This window comes from Alkalibacterium psychrotolerans, from assembly GCF_054784355.1.
This window is the reverse complement of sequence record NZ_BAAGPH010000046.1, coordinates 14,013-34,694: the sequence shown is the minus strand read 5'-3', so window position 1 is coordinate 34,694 and position 20,682 is coordinate 14,013. Positions and strand designations below refer to the sequence as shown.

The 20,682-nt window shown below is 43.6% G+C and carries 24 protein-coding genes; 22 read left to right on the top strand and 2 right to left on the bottom strand.

The window, feature by feature from the left end:
- Positions 1–63: 63 nt before the first annotated feature.
- Positions 64–1,866 (bottom strand): M3 family oligoendopeptidase, encoded by a 1,803-nt coding sequence (locus ACYVLS_RS08350; RefSeq protein WP_460323489.1) that lies wholly within the window; start codon positions 1,864–1,866, stop codon positions 64–66.
- A gap of 102 nt (positions 1,867–1,968) precedes the next feature.
- Between ACYVLS_RS08350 and ACYVLS_RS08345 the strand changes: the two genes are divergently transcribed.
- The 19 genes from ACYVLS_RS08345 to recN all read left to right on the top strand — a co-directional run bounded on the left by ACYVLS_RS08345 (position 1,969) and on the right by recN (position 16,369).
- Positions 1,969–2,490 carry a VanZ family protein gene (locus ACYVLS_RS08345; RefSeq protein WP_460323487.1) on the top strand — a complete coding sequence of 174 codons (522 nt, stop codon included), beginning with the start codon at positions 1,969–1,971 and terminating at the stop codon, positions 2,488–2,490.
- A 112-nt stretch (positions 2,491–2,602) separates the two neighbouring features.
- Complete coding sequence (locus ACYVLS_RS08340; RefSeq protein ID WP_460323485.1) at positions 2,603–3,328, top strand: YebC/PmpR family DNA-binding transcriptional regulator; 726 nt, start codon at positions 2,603–2,605, stop codon at positions 3,326–3,328.
- Positions 3,329–3,465: 137 nt separating this feature from the next.
- Entirely contained in the window at positions 3,466–4,539 is a 1,074-nt protein-coding gene (comGA, locus tag ACYVLS_RS08335) for a competence type IV pilus ATPase ComGA (protein ID WP_460323577.1), read from the top strand.
- Positions 4,487–5,551: a competence type IV pilus assembly protein ComGB gene (comGB, locus tag ACYVLS_RS08330; protein ID WP_460323483.1), complete on the top strand. Its 1,065-nt coding sequence runs from the start codon at positions 4,487–4,489 to the stop codon at positions 5,549–5,551. The genes comGA and comGB overlap by 53 nt, the downstream gene beginning before the upstream one ends.
- A gap of 23 nt (positions 5,552–5,574) precedes the next feature.
- The gene (gene comGC, locus ACYVLS_RS08325) at positions 5,575–5,910 is read left to right on the top strand and encodes a competence type IV pilus major pilin ComGC (RefSeq protein WP_460323481.1); all 336 of its coding nucleotides are present in this window, start codon (positions 5,575–5,577) and stop codon (positions 5,908–5,910) included.
- A 17-nt stretch (positions 5,911–5,927) separates the two neighbouring features.
- On the top strand, positions 5,928–6,368 hold the full coding sequence (comGD, locus tag ACYVLS_RS08320; RefSeq protein ID WP_460323479.1) for a competence type IV pilus minor pilin ComGD: 441 nt from the start codon (positions 5,928–5,930) through the stop codon (positions 6,366–6,368).
- Positions 6,355–6,681 (top strand): hypothetical protein, encoded by a 327-nt coding sequence (locus ACYVLS_RS08315; protein WP_460323477.1) that lies wholly within the window; start codon positions 6,355–6,357, stop codon positions 6,679–6,681. The genes comGD and ACYVLS_RS08315 overlap by 14 nt, the downstream gene beginning before the upstream one ends.
- A complete protein-coding gene (gene comGF, locus ACYVLS_RS08310) occupies positions 6,638–7,114 on the top strand; it encodes a competence type IV pilus minor pilin ComGF (RefSeq protein WP_460323475.1) in 477 nt (158 codons plus the stop codon). Before ACYVLS_RS08315 ends, comGF begins: the two co-directional genes overlap by 44 nt.
- Positions 7,115–7,161: 47 nt before the next feature.
- Positions 7,162–7,545, top strand: coding sequence for a hypothetical protein (locus ACYVLS_RS08305; protein WP_460323473.1), 384 nt, complete (start codon positions 7,162–7,164; stop codon positions 7,543–7,545).
- Between the two features lie 304 nt (positions 7,546–7,849).
- The gene (locus ACYVLS_RS08300; RefSeq protein ID WP_460323471.1) at positions 7,850–8,911 is read left to right on the top strand and encodes a M24 family metallopeptidase; all 1,062 of its coding nucleotides are present in this window, start codon (positions 7,850–7,852) and stop codon (positions 8,909–8,911) included.
- Positions 8,912–9,032: 121 nt separating this feature from the next.
- Positions 9,033–9,590 carry an elongation factor P gene (efp, locus tag ACYVLS_RS08295; protein WP_460323469.1) on the top strand — a complete coding sequence of 186 codons (558 nt, stop codon included), beginning with the start codon at positions 9,033–9,035 and terminating at the stop codon, positions 9,588–9,590.
- 31 nt (positions 9,591–9,621) lie between these two features.
- Complete coding sequence (locus tag ACYVLS_RS08290) at positions 9,622–10,038, top strand: Asp23/Gls24 family envelope stress response protein (RefSeq protein ID WP_460323467.1); 417 nt, start codon at positions 9,622–9,624, stop codon at positions 10,036–10,038.
- Positions 10,038–10,523, top strand: a complete 486-nt coding sequence (gene nusB / locus ACYVLS_RS08285; protein ID WP_460323465.1) for a transcription antitermination factor NusB — start codon at positions 10,038–10,040, stop codon at positions 10,521–10,523. Before ACYVLS_RS08290 ends, nusB begins: the two co-directional genes overlap by 1 nt.
- Positions 10,524–10,695: 172 nt before the next feature.
- On the top strand, positions 10,696–12,048 hold the full coding sequence (gene xseA / locus ACYVLS_RS08280; RefSeq protein WP_460323463.1) for an exodeoxyribonuclease VII large subunit: 1,353 nt from the start codon (positions 10,696–10,698) through the stop codon (positions 12,046–12,048).
- A 20-nt stretch (positions 12,049–12,068) separates the two neighbouring features.
- On the top strand, positions 12,069–12,281 hold the full coding sequence (locus ACYVLS_RS08275) for an exodeoxyribonuclease VII small subunit (protein ID WP_460323461.1): 213 nt from the start codon (positions 12,069–12,071) through the stop codon (positions 12,279–12,281).
- A 48-nt stretch (positions 12,282–12,329) separates the two neighbouring features.
- A complete protein-coding gene (locus ACYVLS_RS08270; protein WP_460323459.1) occupies positions 12,330–13,208 on the top strand; it encodes a polyprenyl synthetase family protein in 879 nt (292 codons plus the stop codon).
- 23 nt (positions 13,209–13,231) lie between these two features.
- Entirely contained in the window at positions 13,232–14,035 is an 804-nt protein-coding gene (locus ACYVLS_RS08265) for a TlyA family RNA methyltransferase (protein WP_460323457.1), read from the top strand.
- 135 nt (positions 14,036–14,170) lie between these two features.
- On the top strand, positions 14,171–14,620 hold the full coding sequence (argR, locus tag ACYVLS_RS08260; RefSeq protein ID WP_460323455.1) for an arginine repressor: 450 nt from the start codon (positions 14,171–14,173) through the stop codon (positions 14,618–14,620).
- A 27-nt stretch (positions 14,621–14,647) separates the two neighbouring features.
- Positions 14,648–16,369, top strand: coding sequence for a DNA repair protein RecN (gene recN, locus ACYVLS_RS08255; RefSeq protein ID WP_460323453.1), 1,722 nt, complete (start codon positions 14,648–14,650; stop codon positions 16,367–16,369).
- 36 nt (positions 16,370–16,405) lie between these two features.
- Here the strand turns inward: recN and ACYVLS_RS08250 are convergent, their stop codons facing one another.
- Positions 16,406–16,528: a hypothetical protein gene (locus ACYVLS_RS08250; RefSeq protein ID WP_460323451.1), complete on the bottom strand. Its 123-nt coding sequence runs from the start codon at positions 16,526–16,528 to the stop codon at positions 16,406–16,408.
- Between the two features lie 194 nt (positions 16,529–16,722).
- Between ACYVLS_RS08250 and gndA the strand changes: the two genes are divergently transcribed.
- The 3 genes from gndA to ACYVLS_RS08235 all read left to right on the top strand — a co-directional run bounded on the left by gndA (position 16,723) and on the right by ACYVLS_RS08235 (position 20,591).
- On the top strand, positions 16,723–18,162 hold the full coding sequence (gene gndA / locus ACYVLS_RS08245; RefSeq protein WP_460323450.1) for an NADP-dependent phosphogluconate dehydrogenase: 1,440 nt from the start codon (positions 16,723–16,725) through the stop codon (positions 18,160–18,162).
- A 216-nt stretch (positions 18,163–18,378) separates the two neighbouring features.
- The gene (locus ACYVLS_RS08240; RefSeq protein WP_460323448.1) at positions 18,379–19,071 is read left to right on the top strand and encodes a response regulator transcription factor; all 693 of its coding nucleotides are present in this window, start codon (positions 18,379–18,381) and stop codon (positions 19,069–19,071) included.
- Positions 19,068–20,591: a HAMP domain-containing sensor histidine kinase gene (locus ACYVLS_RS08235; RefSeq protein ID WP_460323446.1), complete on the top strand. Its 1,524-nt coding sequence runs from the start codon at positions 19,068–19,070 to the stop codon at positions 20,589–20,591. Before ACYVLS_RS08240 ends, ACYVLS_RS08235 begins: the two co-directional genes overlap by 4 nt.
- The last annotated feature ends 91 nt before the right edge of the window (positions 20,592–20,682 follow it).

Here is a 20,682-nt window from a genome sequence, read left to right as displayed (position 1 = left end):
ATAAAAAACAGCCCATCCGTAGATGAGCTGTAAAATAGGAGTAGACAAACCAGGTCTCAGTTTTTATTTAATATAATCTTCAGTCAAAGCCATGTATTCCTCTACATCTGATAAAATCTCGTCGATGGCAGCTTGCCAGAAGTCTTTCTGGGTCAAATCAACATTCAAGTGTTTCTGAGCCAGATCTTCCGTTGTCATGCTGGCCGTGTCCCGAAGTAAATTACGGTAATCTGTTTCAAAGGAATCGCCTTGAGTTTTGGCATAAGAGTAAATACCTAGGCTGAAGAGGAAACCGAACGTATAAGGGAAATTGTAAAAAGGCACGCCTGTAATGTAAAAGTGGAGTTTGCTTGCCCAGAACATTGGGTGATAGCTTTCCAATGAATTCTGGAAGGCTTCTTTCTGAGCTTCTTCCATTAGTAAGCGCAGCTCTTTGTCATTAACCAGACCTTCCTGATGTTTCTCGTAGAAACGTTTTTCAAAGAGGAAGCGGCTATGAATGTTCATGAACATGACAGCGGCCCGGGAAAGCTTGCTGTCGAGTAAATCAATTTTTTCTTCCACAGATTCAGCCGCATCCACTGTTGCACTTGAGATGACCATTTCAGACAGTGTGGATGCTGTCTCAGCGACATTCATTGCGTACCGTCTGTTCAACTGTGGCAGGTCCCGCATCACATGACTGTGGTAGGCGTGGCCAAGTTCATGAGCCAGTGTAGACACATTATTGGCTGTCCCTGAAAAAGTCATAAAGACACGCGACTGCTTGCTGACGGGAAGGTTGGCACAGTAGGCACCTGGGCGTTTACCTTCTCGGTCTTCTGCTTCCACCCAGTTGTCTTTAAAGGCTGTTTCAGCCATTTCCTTCATTTCTGTACTGAATGTTGCAAAATTATCAGTAATAAAGGTCTGAGCTTCTTCAAAGGAATAGGTTTTTGGTTCGTATGCCCCTAGTGATAGGGGTGCAGCAATGTCAGCCCAGCCCAGCTTTTCTTTATTCATCAGACGGGCTTTTCGGTTAAGGAAATCGACCAGCGCCGGTTTGTTTTCCGTAATCGTATCCCACATCGTATCCAGGGTTTCTTTTTTCAGACGGTTATATTCTAGTGGCGGATTAAGAAAATCATCTTCCCCTCTAAGTTTGTACGTCTGCAGGCGGAAACCGGCAAGGTGGTTCAGTGTATCGGCAAAGAGTGGTGCCTTAGCGCGCCAGGCTTCTTCCCATACCGTCAGGAGGTGACTCCGTACTTCCGGATCTTTATGTCCTGTCAGTTTGTTCGCCGCCTGCCCAGCTGACAGTGTCGTTACGTCACCGTCCTCTTTATAAGGAATTCGGACACTGTTGACCAGTGACTGATAAATATTGTTCATGCCTTCAAGTCCATCGAGAGACAGCTGCTGAATAATTTTTTCCTCTTGTTCAGATAGAAGTTTTTTCCCTTTATCGCGTTTTTCACTCAAATTAAAGGCACTTTTGGCCAGCTTCTCATCTTTTAAAAGATCACCCCAGGTTGAGTCATCGATTTGTTTCAGTTTTTTCATGAACAGTGTTTCGACTTCACACATGTGACTGCCTGTATGGCTTAACTTGTTGACAACCTTAGCGGCTGCGGAATCGTCCACATTGGCGGACAATAGTCCTCTGGAAAAGGTTGACGCTTCAGACAAGCCGTCATAAGCTTCTTCGCGCTTGTCCAGAAAGGTATTTAAATGATTCGCATCCGGATTTTCTTCGTTCCAGTCAGCTATCAATTCGTGAGCCTCACTGATATCTTTGTCCAGCTTTTCCATGAAGCTCTGCAGTTCCTCCGACTCGCTTCCCCCTTTGAAAATGGTATCCATATCCCATGTTAATTGTGTTGACATGTATTCTCCCCCTTTAAGTAATACAGTCATTGTATCGTTTTTTGCTTTTCATATAAAGTCACATCGGTTAGAATAGAGCTATTGAATAAAGAGGTGGAATAGATGAGAAGAAAACCCGGCACGGCAGATAATGTGTATCTTGCCCTTGCTTTTATCGTCATGGCTGTATTGTATTACAGCTCGTCAATGAGTTACCAGGACCAGTCCGTTCAGTCCTTGCTGCATCAGTGGCTGGAAAATGAACCGCTCAGAGGATTGCTGGAACGCGTTGAATTTATGTACGCAGGCAGTGAAATTAGTGTCCAGTCAAATGGCTACATAGGTTTTATCGAATTCTTTATTAGAAAAGGTGCTCACTTTGTGTCTTACTTTTTCCTTGGGTTGTTCTGGTTTCTCGGCTTGAGAAACAGGGTAGACAATCTTTATCTAACTGCTCTGCTGGCGCTGCTTTTGGCTGTCGGCTACGCTTCCTTTGATGAATTGAGACAGTCCTTTCATCCGAATCGTACGGCTCTAATGGAAGATGTGATGCTGGATTCAGCTGGGGCACTGGTTGGGATTGTCATGGGTATACTACCGACAAAGCCAGCCAGAAGAAGAAGGCGAAAAAGAGTCCGCGCATAAGAAAGGGCTATGGAGACGAGATGTAAGCGCACCCTAACTGCTTGAATCCTACCCTTATTTTGGTATAATGACTAAGGATTAGAGACTTAATGACAAGGAAAGAGGAAATGATATGGCAGGACATTCGAAGTGGAGTAACATTCAGCACCGTAAAGGCGCACAAGATGCAAAAAGAGGAAAGATTTTTCAGAAGCTGTCCAAAGAAATCTATCAGGCAGCCAAGGACGGCGGCGGAGATCCTGAAACGAATGCAGCACTGAGACTGGCTATAGACAAAGCGAAATCCAATAACATGCCAAACGATAATATTGACCGTGCGATTAAACGGGCGACAGATTCCGGCCAGGGTGCCGATTATAAGGAAATTCTATATGAAGGGTACGGACCAAGCGGGATTGCTGTTCTGGTTTATGCATTGACCGACAACCTGAACCGTTCCAGCACCAATATCCGAGTTGCTTTTGACCGCAACGGCGGGTCAATGGGTGAAAAAGGAACCGTTAACTACATGTTCGACCGTAAAGGCTACATTGCCATCAGCCGTGAAAATCTTGATATGAATGAAGACGATATGCTGATGCATGTACTGGAAGCCGGCGGTGAAGACCTGGAAACGTCTGATGAAGTGTTTGAAATTTATACGGAAGCGACAGATTTTGCTGCTGTCCGCGATGCACTGAAAGAAGCCGGCTTTGAGCTGGACCAGTCAGAACTGACCATGATTCCTCAGACAACAGTTGAGGTGCCTGAAGATAAAGTCAGTGTATTTGAAAAACTGATTGATGCGCTTGAAGATGACGATGACGTTAGTGACGTTTACCATAACGCCGCTATGTAAATAACCCCTACAATAGAGAAACCTGCAGGAAGTGGAAATTATTTCTACTTTTCTGCAGGTTTTTTCGTTAGTTTTTAAATAAAAGCACAATATATATAATGCGTACAATTATTATGATTCGACAGGAGTGATGACGACTGAATGCGGAAGTATTTGCCGAACACTTATTAACACTGGCGGATTCGTTTCGAACGAGTGATGTTCATGTGCTGCCCGAACAGAAACACTATGACATCTATTTTCGTTTAAACGGTCAAATGTCCAAGCAGTTTTATCTGGATCATGAAGAAGGGAGTCGATTGATTTCATATTTCAAATTCAAGTCAAACATGGATGTCAGCGAAAAAAGACGGCCGCAGAGTGGGTCCATGACATTTCAGTTGAAGGAAAAAGGAGTGGATTTAAGGTTCTCAACCATCAGTAATTATCAGAGCCAGGAGTCGCTGGTTATACGCCTGCTGAAACAGAAGGAAACCAGTGACCAGGATATCAAGACTTTTTTCAATTATGAATATGCGATGCTGAAAAAGCTGGTGGACGCTAAATCCGGGCTGCTCTTGTTTTCCGGACCGGTTGATTCAGGCAAGACTACAACCATGTACCATCTGGTCAAAAATAGACTGGGAGGTGAAAAACAGCAGGTTATTACAGTGGAAGATCCGGTTGAAATTGAAGAGTCTGCCTTTTTGCAGTGTCAGGTGAACGAGCCCGCGGGTGTTTCTTACGAACATCTGTTAAAAAGTTCGCTCAGGCATCATCCGGATGTCATCATTGTAGGGGAAATAAGAGACGAAGAAACGGCCCGGATGGTGATGCGCGGAGCATTGACCGGCCATTTAATCGTGGCTTCCATCCATGCCAAAAACTGTCGCGGAGTCATTTCTCGATTAAATGAATTGGGAATCAGTCGGACCCTGATGAAACAGACACTGATAGGCGTATCCTTTCAGAACCTCCTGCCGCTGTACTGTCCCTTGTGCGGACAAAACTGCCAGGTGGACTGCAGCCATTACCCTAGGGATCAGAAACGGGCCGCACTGTTTGAAGTGAAGACCGGTACAGACTTGATGAGCTGGCTTGAAGACGACGTTAACTCTCAGATAGGAGCCAGTCAACCAAAGAGAGAATTTAATCAGCTGCTGAAAAAGGTGAACGCATATGGGTTTATTTCCGAACAGACGCACAACCGATTCCAAATTCCGAACCAGTAAGCACCTGCAGTCAAAAGGTCTCTTTTTGAGCAGACTGGGGAAAATGCTGTCGGAAGGCTTTTCACTCAGAGAAGCGCTGAGTTTTTTAAGTACAGTATCTAAAAAAGAATCAAAAGTCTGGGTTGCACAATTGGAGAAAAGTGTCTTGGAAGGGCATTCACTTGTTGAAGGACTCGCAACTTGTCAGTTTCCGGAAAAGAGCGTCACGCAGCTGTATTTTGCATTGTTTCACGGCGATTTTCCCCTTGCAGTGGCACGCGCGGGCGACCAGTTGATCAAGCAGTCTGAAAAGAAACGGAAGCTGACCGCGGTGCTGACTTATCCGCTGATGCTTCTCTGTTTTATAGTCATTATGCTCTTTGTCATGCGAACTGTTCTCATTCCGCATATCGAGCAGATTACCTCTCTTGGAACAGAGGCGCTTCCTTTCAGCACGCGACTGATTGTACAGTTTGTATATGACTCGCCTGTGATTCTAATGCTTTCAGCCATAGGGGTGCTCGCCGGTTTAGTCTTTATCAAACAAGCAGCTGCTAGAAAGAATCCGCTCGATAATCTTATCATCCTTTGCAGAGTGAGCCGTTCATATGTGCTTCAGTTATACTGGAGCCAGTATTTTGCGTATGAATGGGGACAGCTGCTGAAAGGTGGCTGCAGTCTGCTTGAAGTAGTCACGATAATGAAAGGACAGGACAATTCAATGTTAGTCAAAGAAACAGGGAGGCGAATTGAGGAGGACATGTCAAAAGGCTACTCCTTCAGTCAGTCTCTGGAATCCTTCAATTTTCTGACAAGTCAGATGAAAGATGTCGTCAGGCATGGGGAACAAAGCGGCAAGCTGGGAGCTGAACTGAAACTGTATGCGCTCAGTTGTGAAGAAGAGTTTGATACGAAGGTGGAACAGCTGATGTCCCTCATTCAGCCGATTGTCTTTGCCATTGTGGCTGTGATGATTATAGCCATCTATGCTGCTTTGCTGCTGCCGACCTTTAGTATACTGGATACACTATAAAAAAAATAAGAGGAGACACAGTCATGATAAAAAAATGGATTAGAAAAATGGTTATCACATGTAAGCTGGACAAAGGGTTCACGTTAATTGAAATGTCACTGGTTCTGTTTGTTATTTCCTTTTTGCTGATACTGTTCATACCCAATTTATCAGGAAGACAGGATAGTGCGGCTGCAACTGGGAAAGACGCGATGGAAACTGTCCTGATAACGCAAATCGATTTGTATAAAATGGACAACAATAACGTAGCACCTGCAACACTTGAGATATTGGAAGGCAACGATTACTTAACTGCTAAGCAACTTAAGAAAGCTAATGAATTATTTATTTATTCCAATGGATCATTGACTGAAAAATGAAATGAAGAGGGATAAGGATGAAGTATCGAGATGATACAGGAGTTACCTTTATCGAAAGTGTGATGGTCCTGAGCGTGATCAGTTTTATTATCGGTTTGCCTGTTTTGCAGCTGACGCATGTGAGAAAGCAGTCAGAAACCCAGCTGTTTTTTGATTCGCTGTCGTCCAGTATTACCCTGATTCAGAATTATGCTGTTTTAAATAATGAATGGACAGCAATGGAATACCGTCCGAGCAGAGGCACCATTTATTTTAAAGTATTGGGAGACAACAGCCACCCGGTTAATCATGTATTGACGGTTCCAGATCACATGACAATACTCAGTACAGCCAATGAAGTGCGTTTTTTGAGCAAGTCGGGAACCATATCTAATCCTCATACACTGGCTTTTCAAACGGTGAACGGAAAAGTTGAGTGTGTATTTCAGATAGGGAGTGGCCGCTTTGATATCAGGTAAAGTGACAGAAGATAACGGCTTTGTTTTAGTGGATGCCTTACTCAGTTTCGGGCTCATTACCGCACTTCTACTCGTCACACTCCCGTTTTTAATCGAGCTGTATCACGTCAGGGACTTGTCAAAGGATACGGTGGAGCTCAGTCGGGCCCTCTATGAAGAAGCCCTGTTCTGGACTCGTCAGGAAACAGAAGGCGACTGGTTATCGGGAGAGAAACTGCTGCAGTCAAAAACAGGACAGTTTTCAATACTAATCACAGGAGAAAGTGGCCATGAGAAAAAAGTGGAAATTCAGACGGTCAGCTGGCAGGAGTGATGAAGGCTTCACACTAATAGAGCTGCTGGTTACCTTAAGTGTGACCAGTATAAGTGTTCTATTGTTTTCAGCTGCTCTAACTCAGCTTATCACGCTGAGAAATCACACACATGACGACAGACAAATTGAGTGGCATCTGTTTTTGAATCAGCTGGAGTATGACATGAAGGATAATGTTCTGCGAGATGTCGTTGCCAATCGCATCAGAATGTGGGAAGTGACTGACGGAGTGGTTCAAAGCGATGTCATCGCCTATAACTTGAATACGAATAAACGCTATGTCCGTACTCGGAACGGAACGGGACAGCAACTGATGCTCTTGAAGATTGAATCGATGTCACTCAAAAGAGACGGGAACCGAATAGATATCCATGTCACCTTCCAGAATGGCGAAGCTTATTCGGGCCGAATTAAAGTGATGGAAAACACATGAGAAGCAGCCGGTACGGACTTTTCTCCTCAGAAGAGGGGAGCAGTCTGATGTCTACCTTGCTTCTGCTGGTGTTTCTGTCAGTTGTTTTCACCTCTGTTACAGGTGTAGTGAAGCATCAGATTCACCAGTACAGGCAGACAGCCTACAGTTATGAAGCAAAAGCTCTAATTGAAATGACAGAAGTGTTACTGTTGGAGACCGGAAATCCGGACCAAGGCTACCTTAAAAAAGTAGAGTTTTCAACAGGAAACGTGACAGTATCGAGAAAAGAATCTTCTGTTTATCTTCTGGAAGCAGTACTCCATAACCGGTACACGAGCAGAAAAGAAGTCACGTGGCCAGGTAACATGCCGCTTGATGTTGAGAACGATACTGTCAATGAAACAATCAACGAAAATGAATCAGCCGAAAGTGACCATTCTAGTGATTAACTGGGAAAAGATTATCGGACTATTATCATCGATTCACTTATGTTTTACTATCTGGAAAACAGCTAGTAAAGCATAAGAAACCCAGTAATATATTTTAAATACAGCAAGAGAAAACTGAAAAGGTGTGGACGGTAGTTTAACACTCGTCCACACCTTTTCAGTGTGTTTCATACTACAATGTATAGGGGCTGGAGAATAATGAAAGCAGTCTATAGAGGCCATTCATTTATTTTTCACAACAGCTTTGCTATAATGATAAGGACGGAATAAATTGAAAATAAAAACTACAAGATAGGGTGTTTGGATGTCACGAGTAAAAGCAGTTCAATCGAAATTAAAGGATAGCGGTGTGGATGCACTACTGGTTACCAGTCCGTATAACTTGCGTTACGTCTCCAATTTTACCGGATCGACAGGTTTAAGCGTTATAACAGAAAATAAAGCCTACTTTGTGACTGATTTTAGGTATACCGAACAGGCAGCTGAGCAGGCCAAAGGATTTGAAATCATCAAAAATACAGGCTCGATTTACGAAGAAGTTAAAGCCATTGTCGAAAAAGAACACATTTCAACTTTAGGCTTTGAAAAAGATTTCGTAACCTTTGCTACCTATGACTTGTTGAAGTCTCTGCTTTCCGCCGATTTAAAACCAGTCAGCGGCTTGATTGAATCACTCAGAGAAGTCAAGGAAGAAGCAGAAATCGAGACCATCCAGCAAGCGATAAAAATTACAGAGTATGCCTTTGAAGAAATACTCAATTACATCAAACCGGGCGTTTCAGAAATAGAAGTGGCGAACCGTCTGGACTTTTTGATGCGTGAAAAGGGTGCAACCGGTGTTTCTTTTGACACAATCGTGGCGAGTGGAAAACGTTCAGCGATGCCGCACGGAGTGGCCAGTGACAAACTGATTGAACAAGGCGATATGATTACTATCGACTTCGGCTGCTATTATAAAGGGTATGTGTCTGATATGACCCGTACATTTTCTCTGGGTGATCCGGGAGAAGAATTGAAAAAAATTCATCAGATTGTTATGGATGCAAACTTGAAAGTAACCGAACAGGCCAAGGCTGGTGTGACCGGTAAAGAACTGGATGCTGTTGCACGAGACTACATCAAAGCGCAGGGGTATGGTGAAGCGTTCGGACACTCAACCGGACACGGTATTGGTCTTGAAGTGCATGAAGGCCCTGGTATTCATTTCCGTAATGAAAACAAGCTGGTTGAAGGCAACGTCATCACAAATGAACCGGGTATTTATATTCCTGGACTAGGTGGGGTTCGAATTGAAGATGATCTGCTCATTACAAAAGACGGCAATGTAAACCTTATGTCCGTATCGAAGGAACGCATTCAGCTGTAGTCAAATAAGCGACTAATTAAGATAATTGCGAATAGGTTTTCGGAATAAATCATGATACAATAGAGAAAGAAATAAAATGCTTTTTGCTTTAGGCAGGCATTTTATATTAGGAGGAAATGTAATGATTTCAACAAGTGAATTTAAAACCGGACTGACTATTGAGTACGATGGAAGCATCTGGAGAATAGTAGAGTTTCAGCATGTTAAACCAGGTAAAGGTTCTGCCTTTGTTCGGTCAAAATTAAAAAATCTGCGTACCGGAGCTCTTCAGGATAAAACCTTCCGTGCAGGCGAAAAGATGGAAGCGGCGCACATCGAAACGAGTACGATGCAGTATTTATACGAAAGCGGCGACAGCTATGTCTTCATGAACACTGAAACATATGAACAGCTGGAGATTCCCGGAGAACGCATAGTAGAACAGCTGAAATTTATGAAAGAAAATATGGAAGTTGAAATCATGATGTACGGCAGTGAAGTGCTGGGCGTCGAATTACCTAAAAAAGTTGAACTGAAAGTGGTTGAAACGGAACCAGGAATCAGAGGCGACACATCAGGTGGCGGATCCAAGTCTGCAACTCTGGAAACTGGTGCAGTTGTCACGGTTCCATTGTTTGTAAACGTTGATGATGTACTGGTTATTAATACAGATGAAGGCAGTTATGTTTCTCGTGCCTAACTACTCTTAAAGAAGCGAAGGAGGAACAATAATGGTTGATAAAGTGAATGAAACAAACAAAATGAATACACTGGGTGAAATTGAAGTTGCACCGGAAGTGCTGGAGGTCATTGCCGGAATTGCAGCCAATGAAGTGGACGGCGTTCATGCAATGCAGGGTAAATTCACCAAAAAAATGAAAAATGTTTTTGGCAAGACTAACCATAAAAAAGGCATTCATCTGGTATCGGATGAAGAGGGGCTGAAAGTGGAGATTTACTGCTACTTCAACTTCGGGGTCAATGTGCCGGAAGTAGCCAAAACAATTCAGCAGCGTGTGCGCGAGCAGGTTCTGCATATGACCGATATTGAACTCGCTGAAGTAAATATCCATATCGCAGACATCGTACCTGAAAAAACTACAATCCAGGAACTGTTTGATCTGGATGGGGAAGAAGATGAGGAATAGTGAGTACTGTAAGGCGTGTGATTAGGGAAAAGGCCTTTCAGTCTCTTTTCCAGTTATCGACACATGATGAATTAACGATAGATCAGGCCATTCGATTAGCTCTGGAAAGCGATCTGGACTTTAACGATGAGCGAACGATTGAAGAAGCAATGAAAGCGGCTTTGCCTGAAGAAAAAAATACCCAGCAGATTGTCACCGATGCGCTCCACTATTTGAGAAAACTGGTGGTAGGTGTGCGGGAAAACAATGCAGTGATTGATGAAACAATCACGAGACATCTGAAAAACTGGTCTCTGAACCGACTGGAGCGTACAAATTTGCTGTTGCTGCGTCTGGCTGCTTATGAGCTTCTATTTGAAGACGAGACAGATAAACGTATTGTCATGAATGAAGCCATTGAAATGGCCAAGACATTTAATGATGAAAAAGCCAGTAAATTTATCAACGGTGTGCTGCAGAGTATAGTCGATGAAAATAAAGTTTAGACACTAGTTTCTGATATAAACCTCAAAGAGCAATGCAGGGATATACCGAATATAAAGTGAAAACGTAAGTGGGGGTGGAAAAATAGAGTGTACCTTACATTCTGTTTTTTGGCCCTCTTTTTTTAAAATATAAGCCAGGTATAAATGATGCCTGATTAGAAAGGAGTTTGTCATGACTGAGGACTACTTAACTGTCTCACAGCTCACTACCTATGTGAAACGTAAATTTGACCAGGATCCCTACTTGGAGCGGGTGTTTGTAAAAGGGGAGATATCAAACTATAATCCGCATCGAAGAAATGCCCATCAATACTTTAGTATCAAAGATAAAGGAAGCAAGCTTTCTGTTGTTTTGTTCCAGAGAGAAGCGAAAAAACTTAAGGTTGAGCTGGAAGATGGCATGTCCGTTCTCGCTGTCGGACGTTTGTCAGTATTTGAAAAAAACGGCACCTATCAGTTGTATGCGGACCATATCGAACCCGAAGGTCTAGGACAGCTCTATGCAGCCTATGAACAGACTAAAAAGAAACTGACAGAAGAAGGCTGGTTCGATCAGGATAGAAAGCAACCGCTTGTCCGTTTTCCTAAAAAAATTGCAGTAGTTACTAGCCCGAGTGGAGCGGTCATACGAGACATCGAGACGACTGTCGCCAGGCGGTTTCCAATAGCGGAACTGACCGTCTTTCCAACGCTTGTTCAAGGAGACAAAGCAGCGGATTCCATTGTAAAAAGTATTAAAAAAGCCGATAAAGAAGGAATCTATGACACAATTATCGTTGCCAGAGGGGGTGGCTCTTTTGAGGACCTGTTTCCTTTCAATGAAGAGCGAGTGGCACTGACTATCGCTCAAGCGGCGACGCCTATTATTTCATCAGTCGGTCACGAAACAGATACGACACTGGCTGATCTGGCCGCAGATGTCAGAGCAGCAACACCTACTGCAGCTGCAGAAATTGCTGTTCCCGTTCTGACGGAAGAACTGGGGAAAATAGACCTGGCTAAACAGCGCTTATTTCAAGCGGTACAGACGTTGTTGAAACGTGAACGCGAGCGAATCACTCAGCTGAGTACGTCTTATATCTTCAGACAGCCAAACAGGCTCTATGAAGGCTACAGTCAGAATCTTGACCAGTTGACCGAACAGCTGATTCGGGTAACCGATCAGAAGGTGCGGATTCAGAAGCAGAAAACCGAGCTTGTTACGCAGAAATTACAGGCTTCTCATCCGAACACGTTAATCAGACAGGCAAAAATTGATACAGATCGTCTTGAAAAACAGCTGCTGAGCCTTTCAAATAATGCCGTGAAACAAGAAGCTAAACGACTGGACTATCTGATTCAGTCTCTGGACTACTTGTCTCCATTAAACGTTCTCGGCAGAGGCTACTCAATTACGCGAAAGAACGAGACCATCATCGGTTCTGTCAGTCAGGTAGAGAAAGAAGATGAAATCGATATACGAATTGCCGACGGATCGATATCTGCCAAAGTAATCGATACTAAAAAGAGTGATTTGAGAAATTAATAGAAGTGAGGAATTAAGAAATGGAAAAAGAGCAGACATTTGATGAAGCGATGAAAGACCTCGAGCAGATTGTGCAGAAACTGGAACAAGGGGATGTTCCTTTGGAAGAAGCATTGGATAAGTTCCAGGAAGGCATTAAACTGAGCCGTTACTGCAGAGGTATTGTGGAAGAGGCAGAAAAAACGGTTACTAATATGGCGAGCGAAGAGCATACGGATGCATCTGAAAGCTAATGCCAGACGCTTTAACGTACACCGGATTAATGGACAAAGGAGCAGAAGATGAATTTTACAGAATTAACTCACACACATAAAAATCCTTTTGAACAATTCATGATTGATACAGTGTCCTTTAAAAGTCAGACCCATCTGGAAGAGGCCATGCGCTACTCTCTGGAAGCTGGGGGAAAAAGACTGAGGCCACTGATTTTATTTGCCGTACTGGAAGCCTTTAATAAACCTGTTAAACCTGCTTATTACTATGGAGCGGCACTGGAAATGATTCATACTTATTCTTTAATCCATGACGATTTGCCGGCGATGGATGATGACGATTTAAGAAGAGGAAAGCCGACCAGTCACATTAAGTATTCTGAAGCGACAGCGATACTGGCCGGTGATGCCCTACTGACCAAGGCCTTTGAACTGATGACACGCGGCGATGCTTCAGCCGAAGTGAAAGTGATGCTGATAGAAGAGTTGGCGAAGGCATCTGGTCATGAGGGAATGGTCGGCGGACAACAGGCAGATATGGACGGTGAATTTGCCAATCTGACAGTTGATGAACTCGAAAGTATTCACGCCAGAAAAACGGGTCAGCTCATTCATTTTGCTTTTCTGGCGGGGGGGACACTGGCCGGCGCTTCAGTCGAAACGGTAACCGACTTGGAGGAGATGGCCTATACATTGGGTCTTGCCTATCAGATACGTGACGATATTTTAGACGTGCAGGGAACAGAAGAAGAGCTCGGCAAGCGTACCGGTGCGGATGCCAAACTTGGTAAAAGTACGTATCCCGCTTTGCTTGGTTTGAATCAGGCTAATGCGCTGTTTTCGGAAAAACTTGAAAAAGCGCAAGCTTTAAATAAACGGATTAAACAAAGAGAAGAGACATATGAAGAGGAAATTCTAGCCTCTTTCATTCATTCACTTGCTTTATAAGATAACGGACGAGGGGCATGGTTATGAAAAAAGCACGCGCAGATGACTTACTGATAGCCCAAGGCTGGGCGGATACGAAAGAAAAAGCGCAGAGACTAATTATGACAGGGAAAGTCTATACAGGTAAAGAGGAAAAAGTTTTTACGGCTGGAGAAAAACTGCCTCACACCACAATTGTTTATGTTAAAGGAGCAGATCAGCCTTACGTCAGCAGAGGCGGTCTTAAATTGGAAAAGGCCATAGAAGCCTTTAATTTAGATTTGAACGGAAAAACGGTTCTTGATATAGGAGCGTCCACCGGCGGCTTTACTGATGTTGCTCTTCGAAATGGAGCCAGACTGGTGTATGCACTGGATGTGGGCACCAATCAGCTGGCCTGGAAACTAAGAACAGACGAGCGAGTAGTTGTGATGGAACAGACTAATTTCCGTACGGCCGTGCCTGAGGATTTCAAAGACGGCCGGCCGGAATTTGCTACGATAGATGTGTCTTTTATTTCCCTTGAAAAAATCTTCCCTGCTCTTAAGCCGATCCTGTCGGAAAAGGGAGAAGTGGTTGCCTTGATTAAACCTCAGTTCGAAGCGAGGCGAGAAATGGTCGGCGAAGGCGGTATAGTCAGCGACCCGGAGGTGCACCGCTATGTCCTGGAAAAGATTGTTGCTTTTCTGCATGATAGCGGATTTTCTGTTGAACGCATTATACAGTCACCTATAAAAGGTGGAAAAGGGAATAAAGAATTTTTAGCCTATATTCAGAAGAGGTCATCAGATAGTCAGGGAGAAAGAAAAGAACTGAGTAACCTGATTTCAGACGCACTTTTCAGCTGAAACTGCAGTTAGAGGACTTATTTCTCATCACTGATTTGTTTCTATTGGAACTGGAGAGATTATGCAGTATACTTAGAGTGATACAGTGTATAAATATACCCTTTTAGTTTATAAACAGACGTAGGAGTGAATCGTGTGAAAAAGAAGGAACGGCATCAACTGCTTAGACAATTAGTTGAGCAGGAAGTCATTCGTAAGCAGGAAGATTTTGTTGAAATACTTCAAAGAAAAGGTATAGACATTACCCAGGCTACTATCTCCAGAGACATCAAGGAACTGCAGCTGATAAAGGTTCCTGCAAATGACGGAGGTTATCAGTACAATTTACCGCCCGAAATGAACTATAACGTATCCAAGAAACTGGCACGGATGATGAAAGATGCGTTTGTCTCAATAGATACTCAAAAAGAGTTAGTTCTTATCAAAACGCTCCCAGGCAATGCTTTTGCGCTTGGAAATCTGATTGAAACCGCCAGTTATCAGGAAGTATTCGGTTGTGTAGCCGGAGACGATACCGTTCTGGTTATCTGTCGGGATTCGGACAAGGCCGAAAGTTTTCAAAGAAGAATCATTTCCTTTATTTAATTTTGTTCAGGAGTAGGAGGTTAATCTTTGCTTGAATCGTTGAAAATTAAAGATTTTGCTATTATAGAAGACCTTTCTCTAGATTTTAGAAGAGGGATGACAGTCCTGACGGGAGAAACCGGTGCAGGTAAATCCATTATCATTGATGCGGTCGGTTTACTTGCCGGTGGAAGAGGATCGAGTGAATTTGTCCGTCACGGGTCAAAGAAATGTATTCTGGAAGGACAGTTTTCTTATAATCCAACTGAAACCCTGTCACAGCTGTTAAAAGAGAATGAAATAGAGGCCGAAGATCAGACACTTTTGATTCAGAGAGAAATTTTCTCTACAGGACGAAATGTCTGTCGCATCAACGGAAGTATTGTGACGATTGCGATATTAAAAGAAATTGGTAGTCAGCTCATCGATATCCATGGTCAGAATGAACACCAGGAACTGATGGTGCCCGAGAATCATATTTACCTGCTGGATTATTTCGGTTCAAAGGAACTCGCTTCCCTGAAGCAGGACTATACATCGGTCTACAGGGATTTGCGGAAATTTGAACGGGAACGAAGGGACTGGGAATTTAACGAGCAGGAACTGGCTCAGCGAATCGATGTCTTGAAGTATCAAGTGGATGAAATTGCAGCAGCCAAGCTTCAGGAAAATGAAGAGGAAGAGCTTAAGGAAGAAGAGCAGAAACTGGCGAATCACCAGGCAATCGTAGAGGCTTTGTCCACTACTTATTCTCTGCTTCAAGGAGAGGAACTGAGTGGCCTTGATCTGGTCGGCCAGGCGATGGAACGGATGGATGGTATCAGTGCGATTGACGAGTCATTCAAACAGATTGCCGATACGCTTTCCAGTGCCTTTTTCCAGCTGCAGGAAGTGTCAAGCGATGTGTACAATGAGATGGATCAGCTTGAGTACGACGAAGAGCGTTTAAACGAAATAGAAGAACGCTTGAATCTCATTCAGCAGCTGAAACGAAAATACGGGCATTCCATTTCCGATATCCTCGCTCACTATAATCAGGCGCAGTCAGAACTTGAGAAACTGGAAAACCGCGAAGAGCAGGTGGATTCACTGGCTCAAAAAACAGCAGCCTTGAGACAGGAAGCATTAAAACTGGCAGAAAAACTGTCAGCCATACGAAAGAAAACAGCCGAATCGCTCGAAACGTCTATCCTGGAACAGCTGAATCAGTTGTATATGGAAAAAGTGAAATTTTCTGTTCAGTTCAAATCAGTCAGTTCGTCTAAAGATTCAGACAGTCCTCTGAACGAAAATGGAATGGATAAAGTGGAATTTCATGTGGCGACCAATCCTGGAGAACCCTTGAAACCACTGGCAAAAGTAGCCTCTGGAGGAGAACTGTCACGGATGATGCTGGCGATGAAGACGATTTTCTCGCATTCACAAGGCATTACGAGCATCATATTTGATGAAGTGGATACAGGAGTCAGCGGCCGGGTCGCTCAAGCGATAGCAGATAAGATTCATTCTGTAGCCTCCCATTCACAGGTTCTATGTATCACGCACCTGCCGCAGGTTGCTGCCATGGCGGATCATCACTTGTATATTCGAAAAGAAGTGAATGAAGAGCGCACACGAACCTTTGTCGAACAGCTTGTCAAAGGAGACCGGACAGAAGAAATTGCCCGCATGCTTTCCGGTGAAGAACTGACTCAGCTGACAATCGAAACGGCAGAAGAGCTGCTGAAGCTGGCTGACCGAAAAAAAACGGCAGCAAAAAACCCCGCTTAGTCCTTAAATTAAAAGACTAAACAGGGCTTGATTTCATTAATTAAAAGCAATACTTAAGATAGAGGCAAAGGCTGGAATCGCCATTGAAAGGACTAAAACCCAGATTATAACTTTTGATGCTAAACTGGTCGATCCTTTTTCACGTTGTTTTTTAGGCATAAGTGTACACCAACTTTCCTTGATTCTTACACGTATTAGTTTACTCAAAGTAAGTCGAAATTGCAAGTCTATATGAAGGTCAATAGATGAGTGTTCCAAAAGTGTTCAAATTTTGTTACTATTAATGAGAGAGTTTACTGCTGAAAAGCACTGAAATAGCTTAGCAGCAGTTAAAAATTGGAAGGAGATTGAATATGAGCAAGCAGCAAATCGGCGTTATTGGTATGGCGGTAATGGGGAAAAACCTGGCGTTGAATATTGAAAGCAGAGGCTACTCTGTTGCGATATATAACCGTACAGGTTCCAAGACAGAAGCTGTAATCGAAGAAAATCCGGACAAGAATCTGACTCCGGCATTTGAACTGGAAGAATTTGTAAATAATCTTGAAACACCTAGAAAAATAGTCTTGATGGTACAAGCAGGTAAAGGAACAGATGCAGTGATCAAGCAGCTGTTGCCTCACTTAGATAAAGGCGACATTCTGATTGATGGAGGAAATACTTTCTATCAGGATACCATTCGCCGCAGCAAAGAGCTTGAAGATTCCGGTATCAACTTTATCGGTACAGGTGTTTCTGGTGGAGAAGAAGGCGCACTGAAAGGGCCAGCTATCATGCCGGGTGGTCAGAAAGAAGCGTATGACCTAGTGGCACCTATCCTTGAACAGATTGCAGCCAAAGCACCAGCAGACGGTGAACCGTGTGTCACTTACATTGGTCCAAACGGAGCAGGACACTACGTAAAAATGGTGCATAACGGCATTGAATACGGCGATATGCAGCTGATTGCTGAATCGTATCACCTGCTGAAAGACATGCTTGGTTTAACTAATGAAGAGATTGCCGAGGTATTCAAAGACTGGAACACTGGCGAACTGGACAGTTTCCTTATCGAAATTACTGCAGACGCTTTGACTAAAAAAGATCCGCAGACCGGTCAGCACATGATTGATGTTATTCTTGACCGTGCCGGTAACAAAGGAACTGGAAAATGGACATCTCAGAGTGCGCTTGACTTAGGCCTGCCACTGCCACTGATTACTGAATCAGTATTTGCCCGTTACATTTCGGCTCTAAAAGATGAACGCGTGGCAGCAAGCAAAGTCTTGCCTAAACCGGCCGCTAAAAAGTTTGAAGGCGACAAGAAAGCACTCATCGAAAAAATGCGTGAAGCATTATATTTCAGTAAAATCATGAGTTATGCTCAAGGTTTTGCTCAAATGGGTACAGCTTCAAAAGAATACGACTGGAACCTTCAGTATGGTGAAATTGCCAAAATCTTCCGCGCTGGCTGTATCATCCGTGCACGCTTCCTGCAGAAGATTACTGAAGCCTATGAACGTGAACCTGAGTTGAAAAACTTAGTGTTGGATGAATACTTCATGGATATTGCAGAACGTTACCAGCAATCGGTTAGAGATTTGGTTGGCTTGGCTGTTCAGGCTGGCGTACCCGTACCGGCATTCTCTTCAGCGATTGCCTACTACGATTCTTACCGTTCAGAACGCCTGCCTGCAAATATTATTCAGGCGCAGCGTGACTACTTCGGAGCCCACACTTATGAACGTGTGGACAAAGAAGGAACATTCCACTTTGACTGGTATGGAAATGAAGGGGAAGAAAGCTGGGATTAAGCTTAATCGCACCTTAAATTAAATAAAGATTGTAAAATAGTGGGTTTTCGATTAGAAAGCCTGCTATTTTACTGTTATAATGGCGATAATAACTTATTCACACATTCCTTTTAACAATAAATTATGGTACACTAAAATGGCCTACTGATAGTATTTGATAGATTTAACAATTGGTTATGAATAGTGAATAGGTAAATTAAGCAAGGAGTGAATAGAGTGGCAAATATTTTAATTATTGAAGATGAAAAAAACCTGGCGCGCTTTGTCGAACTGGAACTAAACCACGAAGGTTTCAAAACAGAAGTACGCTTTGATGGACGTTCCGGTCTGGAAGCGGCTATCAGTGATGACTACTCCTGGGACATTATCCTTCTGGATTTAATGCTTCCGGAACTTAACGGTATCGATGTAGCTCGACGTATCCGCCAGGTGAGCAATGTTCCGATTATCATGATGACCGCACGCGATTCTGTTATTGACCGCGTTTCCGGCTTCGATCACGGAGCAGACGATTATGTCGTCAAACCATTCGCGATAGAAGAGCTGCTTGCGCGTATGCGTGCACTGCTTCGTCGAATTGAAATTGAAACAGAAGAAAATGTCAGCCGTCAAACGACGATTACCTACAAAGACATCACGGTTGAAAAAGAGAACCGTGTCGTTAAGCGCGGTGATGAAGTTATTGAGCTGACTAAAAGAGAATATGAATTGCTCGTTGAACTGATGGAGAATGTCAATGTTGTCTTGTCACGTGAAGTCCTTTTGAATAAAGTCTGGGGCTATGAGACAGAAGTGGAGACCAATGTCGTTGATGTCTATATTCGTTACTTGAGAAATAAAATCGATGTGGCGGGTAAAGAAAGCTACATTCAAACAGTAAGAGGAACAGGATACGTGATGCGTACGTGAAACCACAAGCAGCACTAGATACGACTGCTGTGAATCAAGAGAAGCGGATTTCTTTGAGATGGAAGTGGACGATCGGGGCTGCAATTGCACTGTTTCTAACGTATACAATCTTTTCTACCATACTGTTTATTACCTTTCAGCAAATCATGATAGATAATGAACAACAGGCTGTTCGTAACGTGGTGTTTAACTTAACCGAGCGTTTCGGACAGCATTTCTATGAACTGGATGAAAATGATGTAGAAGACACGTTGGACCAGCAGGAGCTTTACCTGACACCCGAAATGCCCATCATGGAAGAAACTCAAAATCAGAGAAGTACGCCGCTTCGAGCGAGTCAGGGCAATATTGTTATTCGCGTCTACAGTCCGAATGAAGACTTGCTTTACGAAACAAACTCAGTCGATGTCGGCTTTGAAACCCGTGAAAATCTGCAGATTGAAACCGTTCAGGAGGGCCCTCATGGGGAGTCACTTTCTGCGGTAACCCCGGTCTACTCCTTTTTGAATAATGAGAAAATCGGCTATATTCAAGTCATTAACACCTTGTCGTCTTATCATCAGCTCTTCAGAAGTGTACTGGGTGCCATTTTACTCACAGGTGTCATTGCGCTGCTCTTCAGTGGCGTCATCGGATACATTATAGCGATTTCCTTCCTGCAGCCTATCAGACGTTTAACTGAAGCGATGCACATTATTGAAAAAGACCCGGAGTCAGAAGAACGCATCGATGTAGGAGACGGAAATGATGAACTGACCGAGCTGGCCAATGCCTACAATGCCATGCTGGACCGGATGCAGCGGAATATTGAACAGCAGAAGCAGTTTGTGGAAGATGTCTCTCATGAACTGAGAACACCGGTGGCCGTAGTTGAGGGTCACATGAAACTGCTGAACCGCTGGGGAAAAGACGACCCGGTTGTGCTGGAAGAATCCTTGAGCGCATCCCTTCAGGAAATCGAGCGGATGAAGAGTCTGGTTCAGGAAATGCTGGACTTGTCTCGTGCCGAACAGGTTGAGATTCATTATAAAAATGAGCGCACAGCGATTACGGATATCATTCACCAGACGTACAACAACTTCAAGCTTGTTCATCCGAACTTCATGTTCATCCTTGATGATGATCTGGAAGACGATGTACATGTCAATATCTACCGGAACCATCTGGAACAGATTCTGATTATTCTGCTGGACAATGCTGTGAAGTACTCCACGGACCGTCAGGAAGTGCATATGAGCGTATCCGACCATGGCTCAACGGTTCAGATAGCAATCCAGGATTACGGTGAAGGGATGACTCAGGAAGATACAGTTAAAATATTTAACCGTTTCTACCGTGTAGACAAAGCAAGAAGCCGTCATAAAGGCGGTAATGGCCTGGGACTATCCATCGCCAAGCAACTTGTCGAAGGCTATCATGGTAAAATCTGGGCCGAAAGTGTCTTGAATCACGGCTCGATATTCCGTATCGAACTGCCTATTTTGAAAGAAGAAAAAGAAGAATCATCCGAGAAAGAATAAAGAAATTAGGAAGGTCCGGCCATGCGCCGGACCTTTTTTTAATTTAATTTAATAAATTTAGTGAGAATGAAATTGATTGGGTAATACTATA

Excerpts from the sequence above, each read along its gene's own strand:
- ACYVLS_RS08350 (WP_460323489.1), bottom strand. The coding sequence starts at position 1,866 with ATGTCAACACAATTAACATGGGATATGGATACCATTTTCAAAGGGGGA.
- ACYVLS_RS08345 (WP_460323487.1), top strand. The coding sequence starts at position 1,969 with ATGAGAAGAAAACCCGGCACGGCAGATAATGTGTATCTTGCCCTTGCT.
- ACYVLS_RS08340 (WP_460323485.1), top strand. The coding sequence starts at position 2,603 with ATGGCAGGACATTCGAAGTGGAGTAACATTCAGCACCGTAAAGGCGCA.
- comGB (WP_460323483.1), top strand. The coding sequence starts at position 4,487 with ATGGGTTTATTTCCGAACAGACGCACAACCGATTCCAAATTCCGAACC.
- comGC (WP_460323481.1), top strand. The coding sequence starts at position 5,575 with ATGATAAAAAAATGGATTAGAAAAATGGTTATCACATGTAAGCTGGAC.
- comGD (WP_460323479.1), top strand. The coding sequence starts at position 5,928 with ATGAAGTATCGAGATGATACAGGAGTTACCTTTATCGAAAGTGTGATG.
- comGF (WP_460323475.1), top strand. The coding sequence starts at position 6,638 with ATGAGAAAAAAGTGGAAATTCAGACGGTCAGCTGGCAGGAGTGATGAA.
- ACYVLS_RS08305 (WP_460323473.1), top strand. The coding sequence starts at position 7,162 with ATGTCTACCTTGCTTCTGCTGGTGTTTCTGTCAGTTGTTTTCACCTCT.
- ACYVLS_RS08300 (WP_460323471.1), top strand. The coding sequence starts at position 7,850 with ATGTCACGAGTAAAAGCAGTTCAATCGAAATTAAAGGATAGCGGTGTG.
- efp (WP_460323469.1), top strand. The coding sequence starts at position 9,033 with ATGATTTCAACAAGTGAATTTAAAACCGGACTGACTATTGAGTACGAT.
- ACYVLS_RS08290 (WP_460323467.1), top strand. The coding sequence starts at position 9,622 with ATGGTTGATAAAGTGAATGAAACAAACAAAATGAATACACTGGGTGAA.
- xseA (WP_460323463.1), top strand. The coding sequence starts at position 10,696 with ATGACTGAGGACTACTTAACTGTCTCACAGCTCACTACCTATGTGAAA.
- ACYVLS_RS08275 (WP_460323461.1), top strand. The coding sequence starts at position 12,069 with ATGGAAAAAGAGCAGACATTTGATGAAGCGATGAAAGACCTCGAGCAG.
- ACYVLS_RS08270 (WP_460323459.1), top strand. The coding sequence starts at position 12,330 with ATGAATTTTACAGAATTAACTCACACACATAAAAATCCTTTTGAACAA.
- ACYVLS_RS08265 (WP_460323457.1), top strand. The coding sequence starts at position 13,232 with ATGAAAAAAGCACGCGCAGATGACTTACTGATAGCCCAAGGCTGGGCG.
- ACYVLS_RS08250 (WP_460323451.1), bottom strand. The coding sequence starts at position 16,528 with ATGCCTAAAAAACAACGTGAAAAAGGATCGACCAGTTTAGCATCAAAA.
- gndA (WP_460323450.1), top strand. The coding sequence starts at position 16,723 with ATGAGCAAGCAGCAAATCGGCGTTATTGGTATGGCGGTAATGGGGAAA.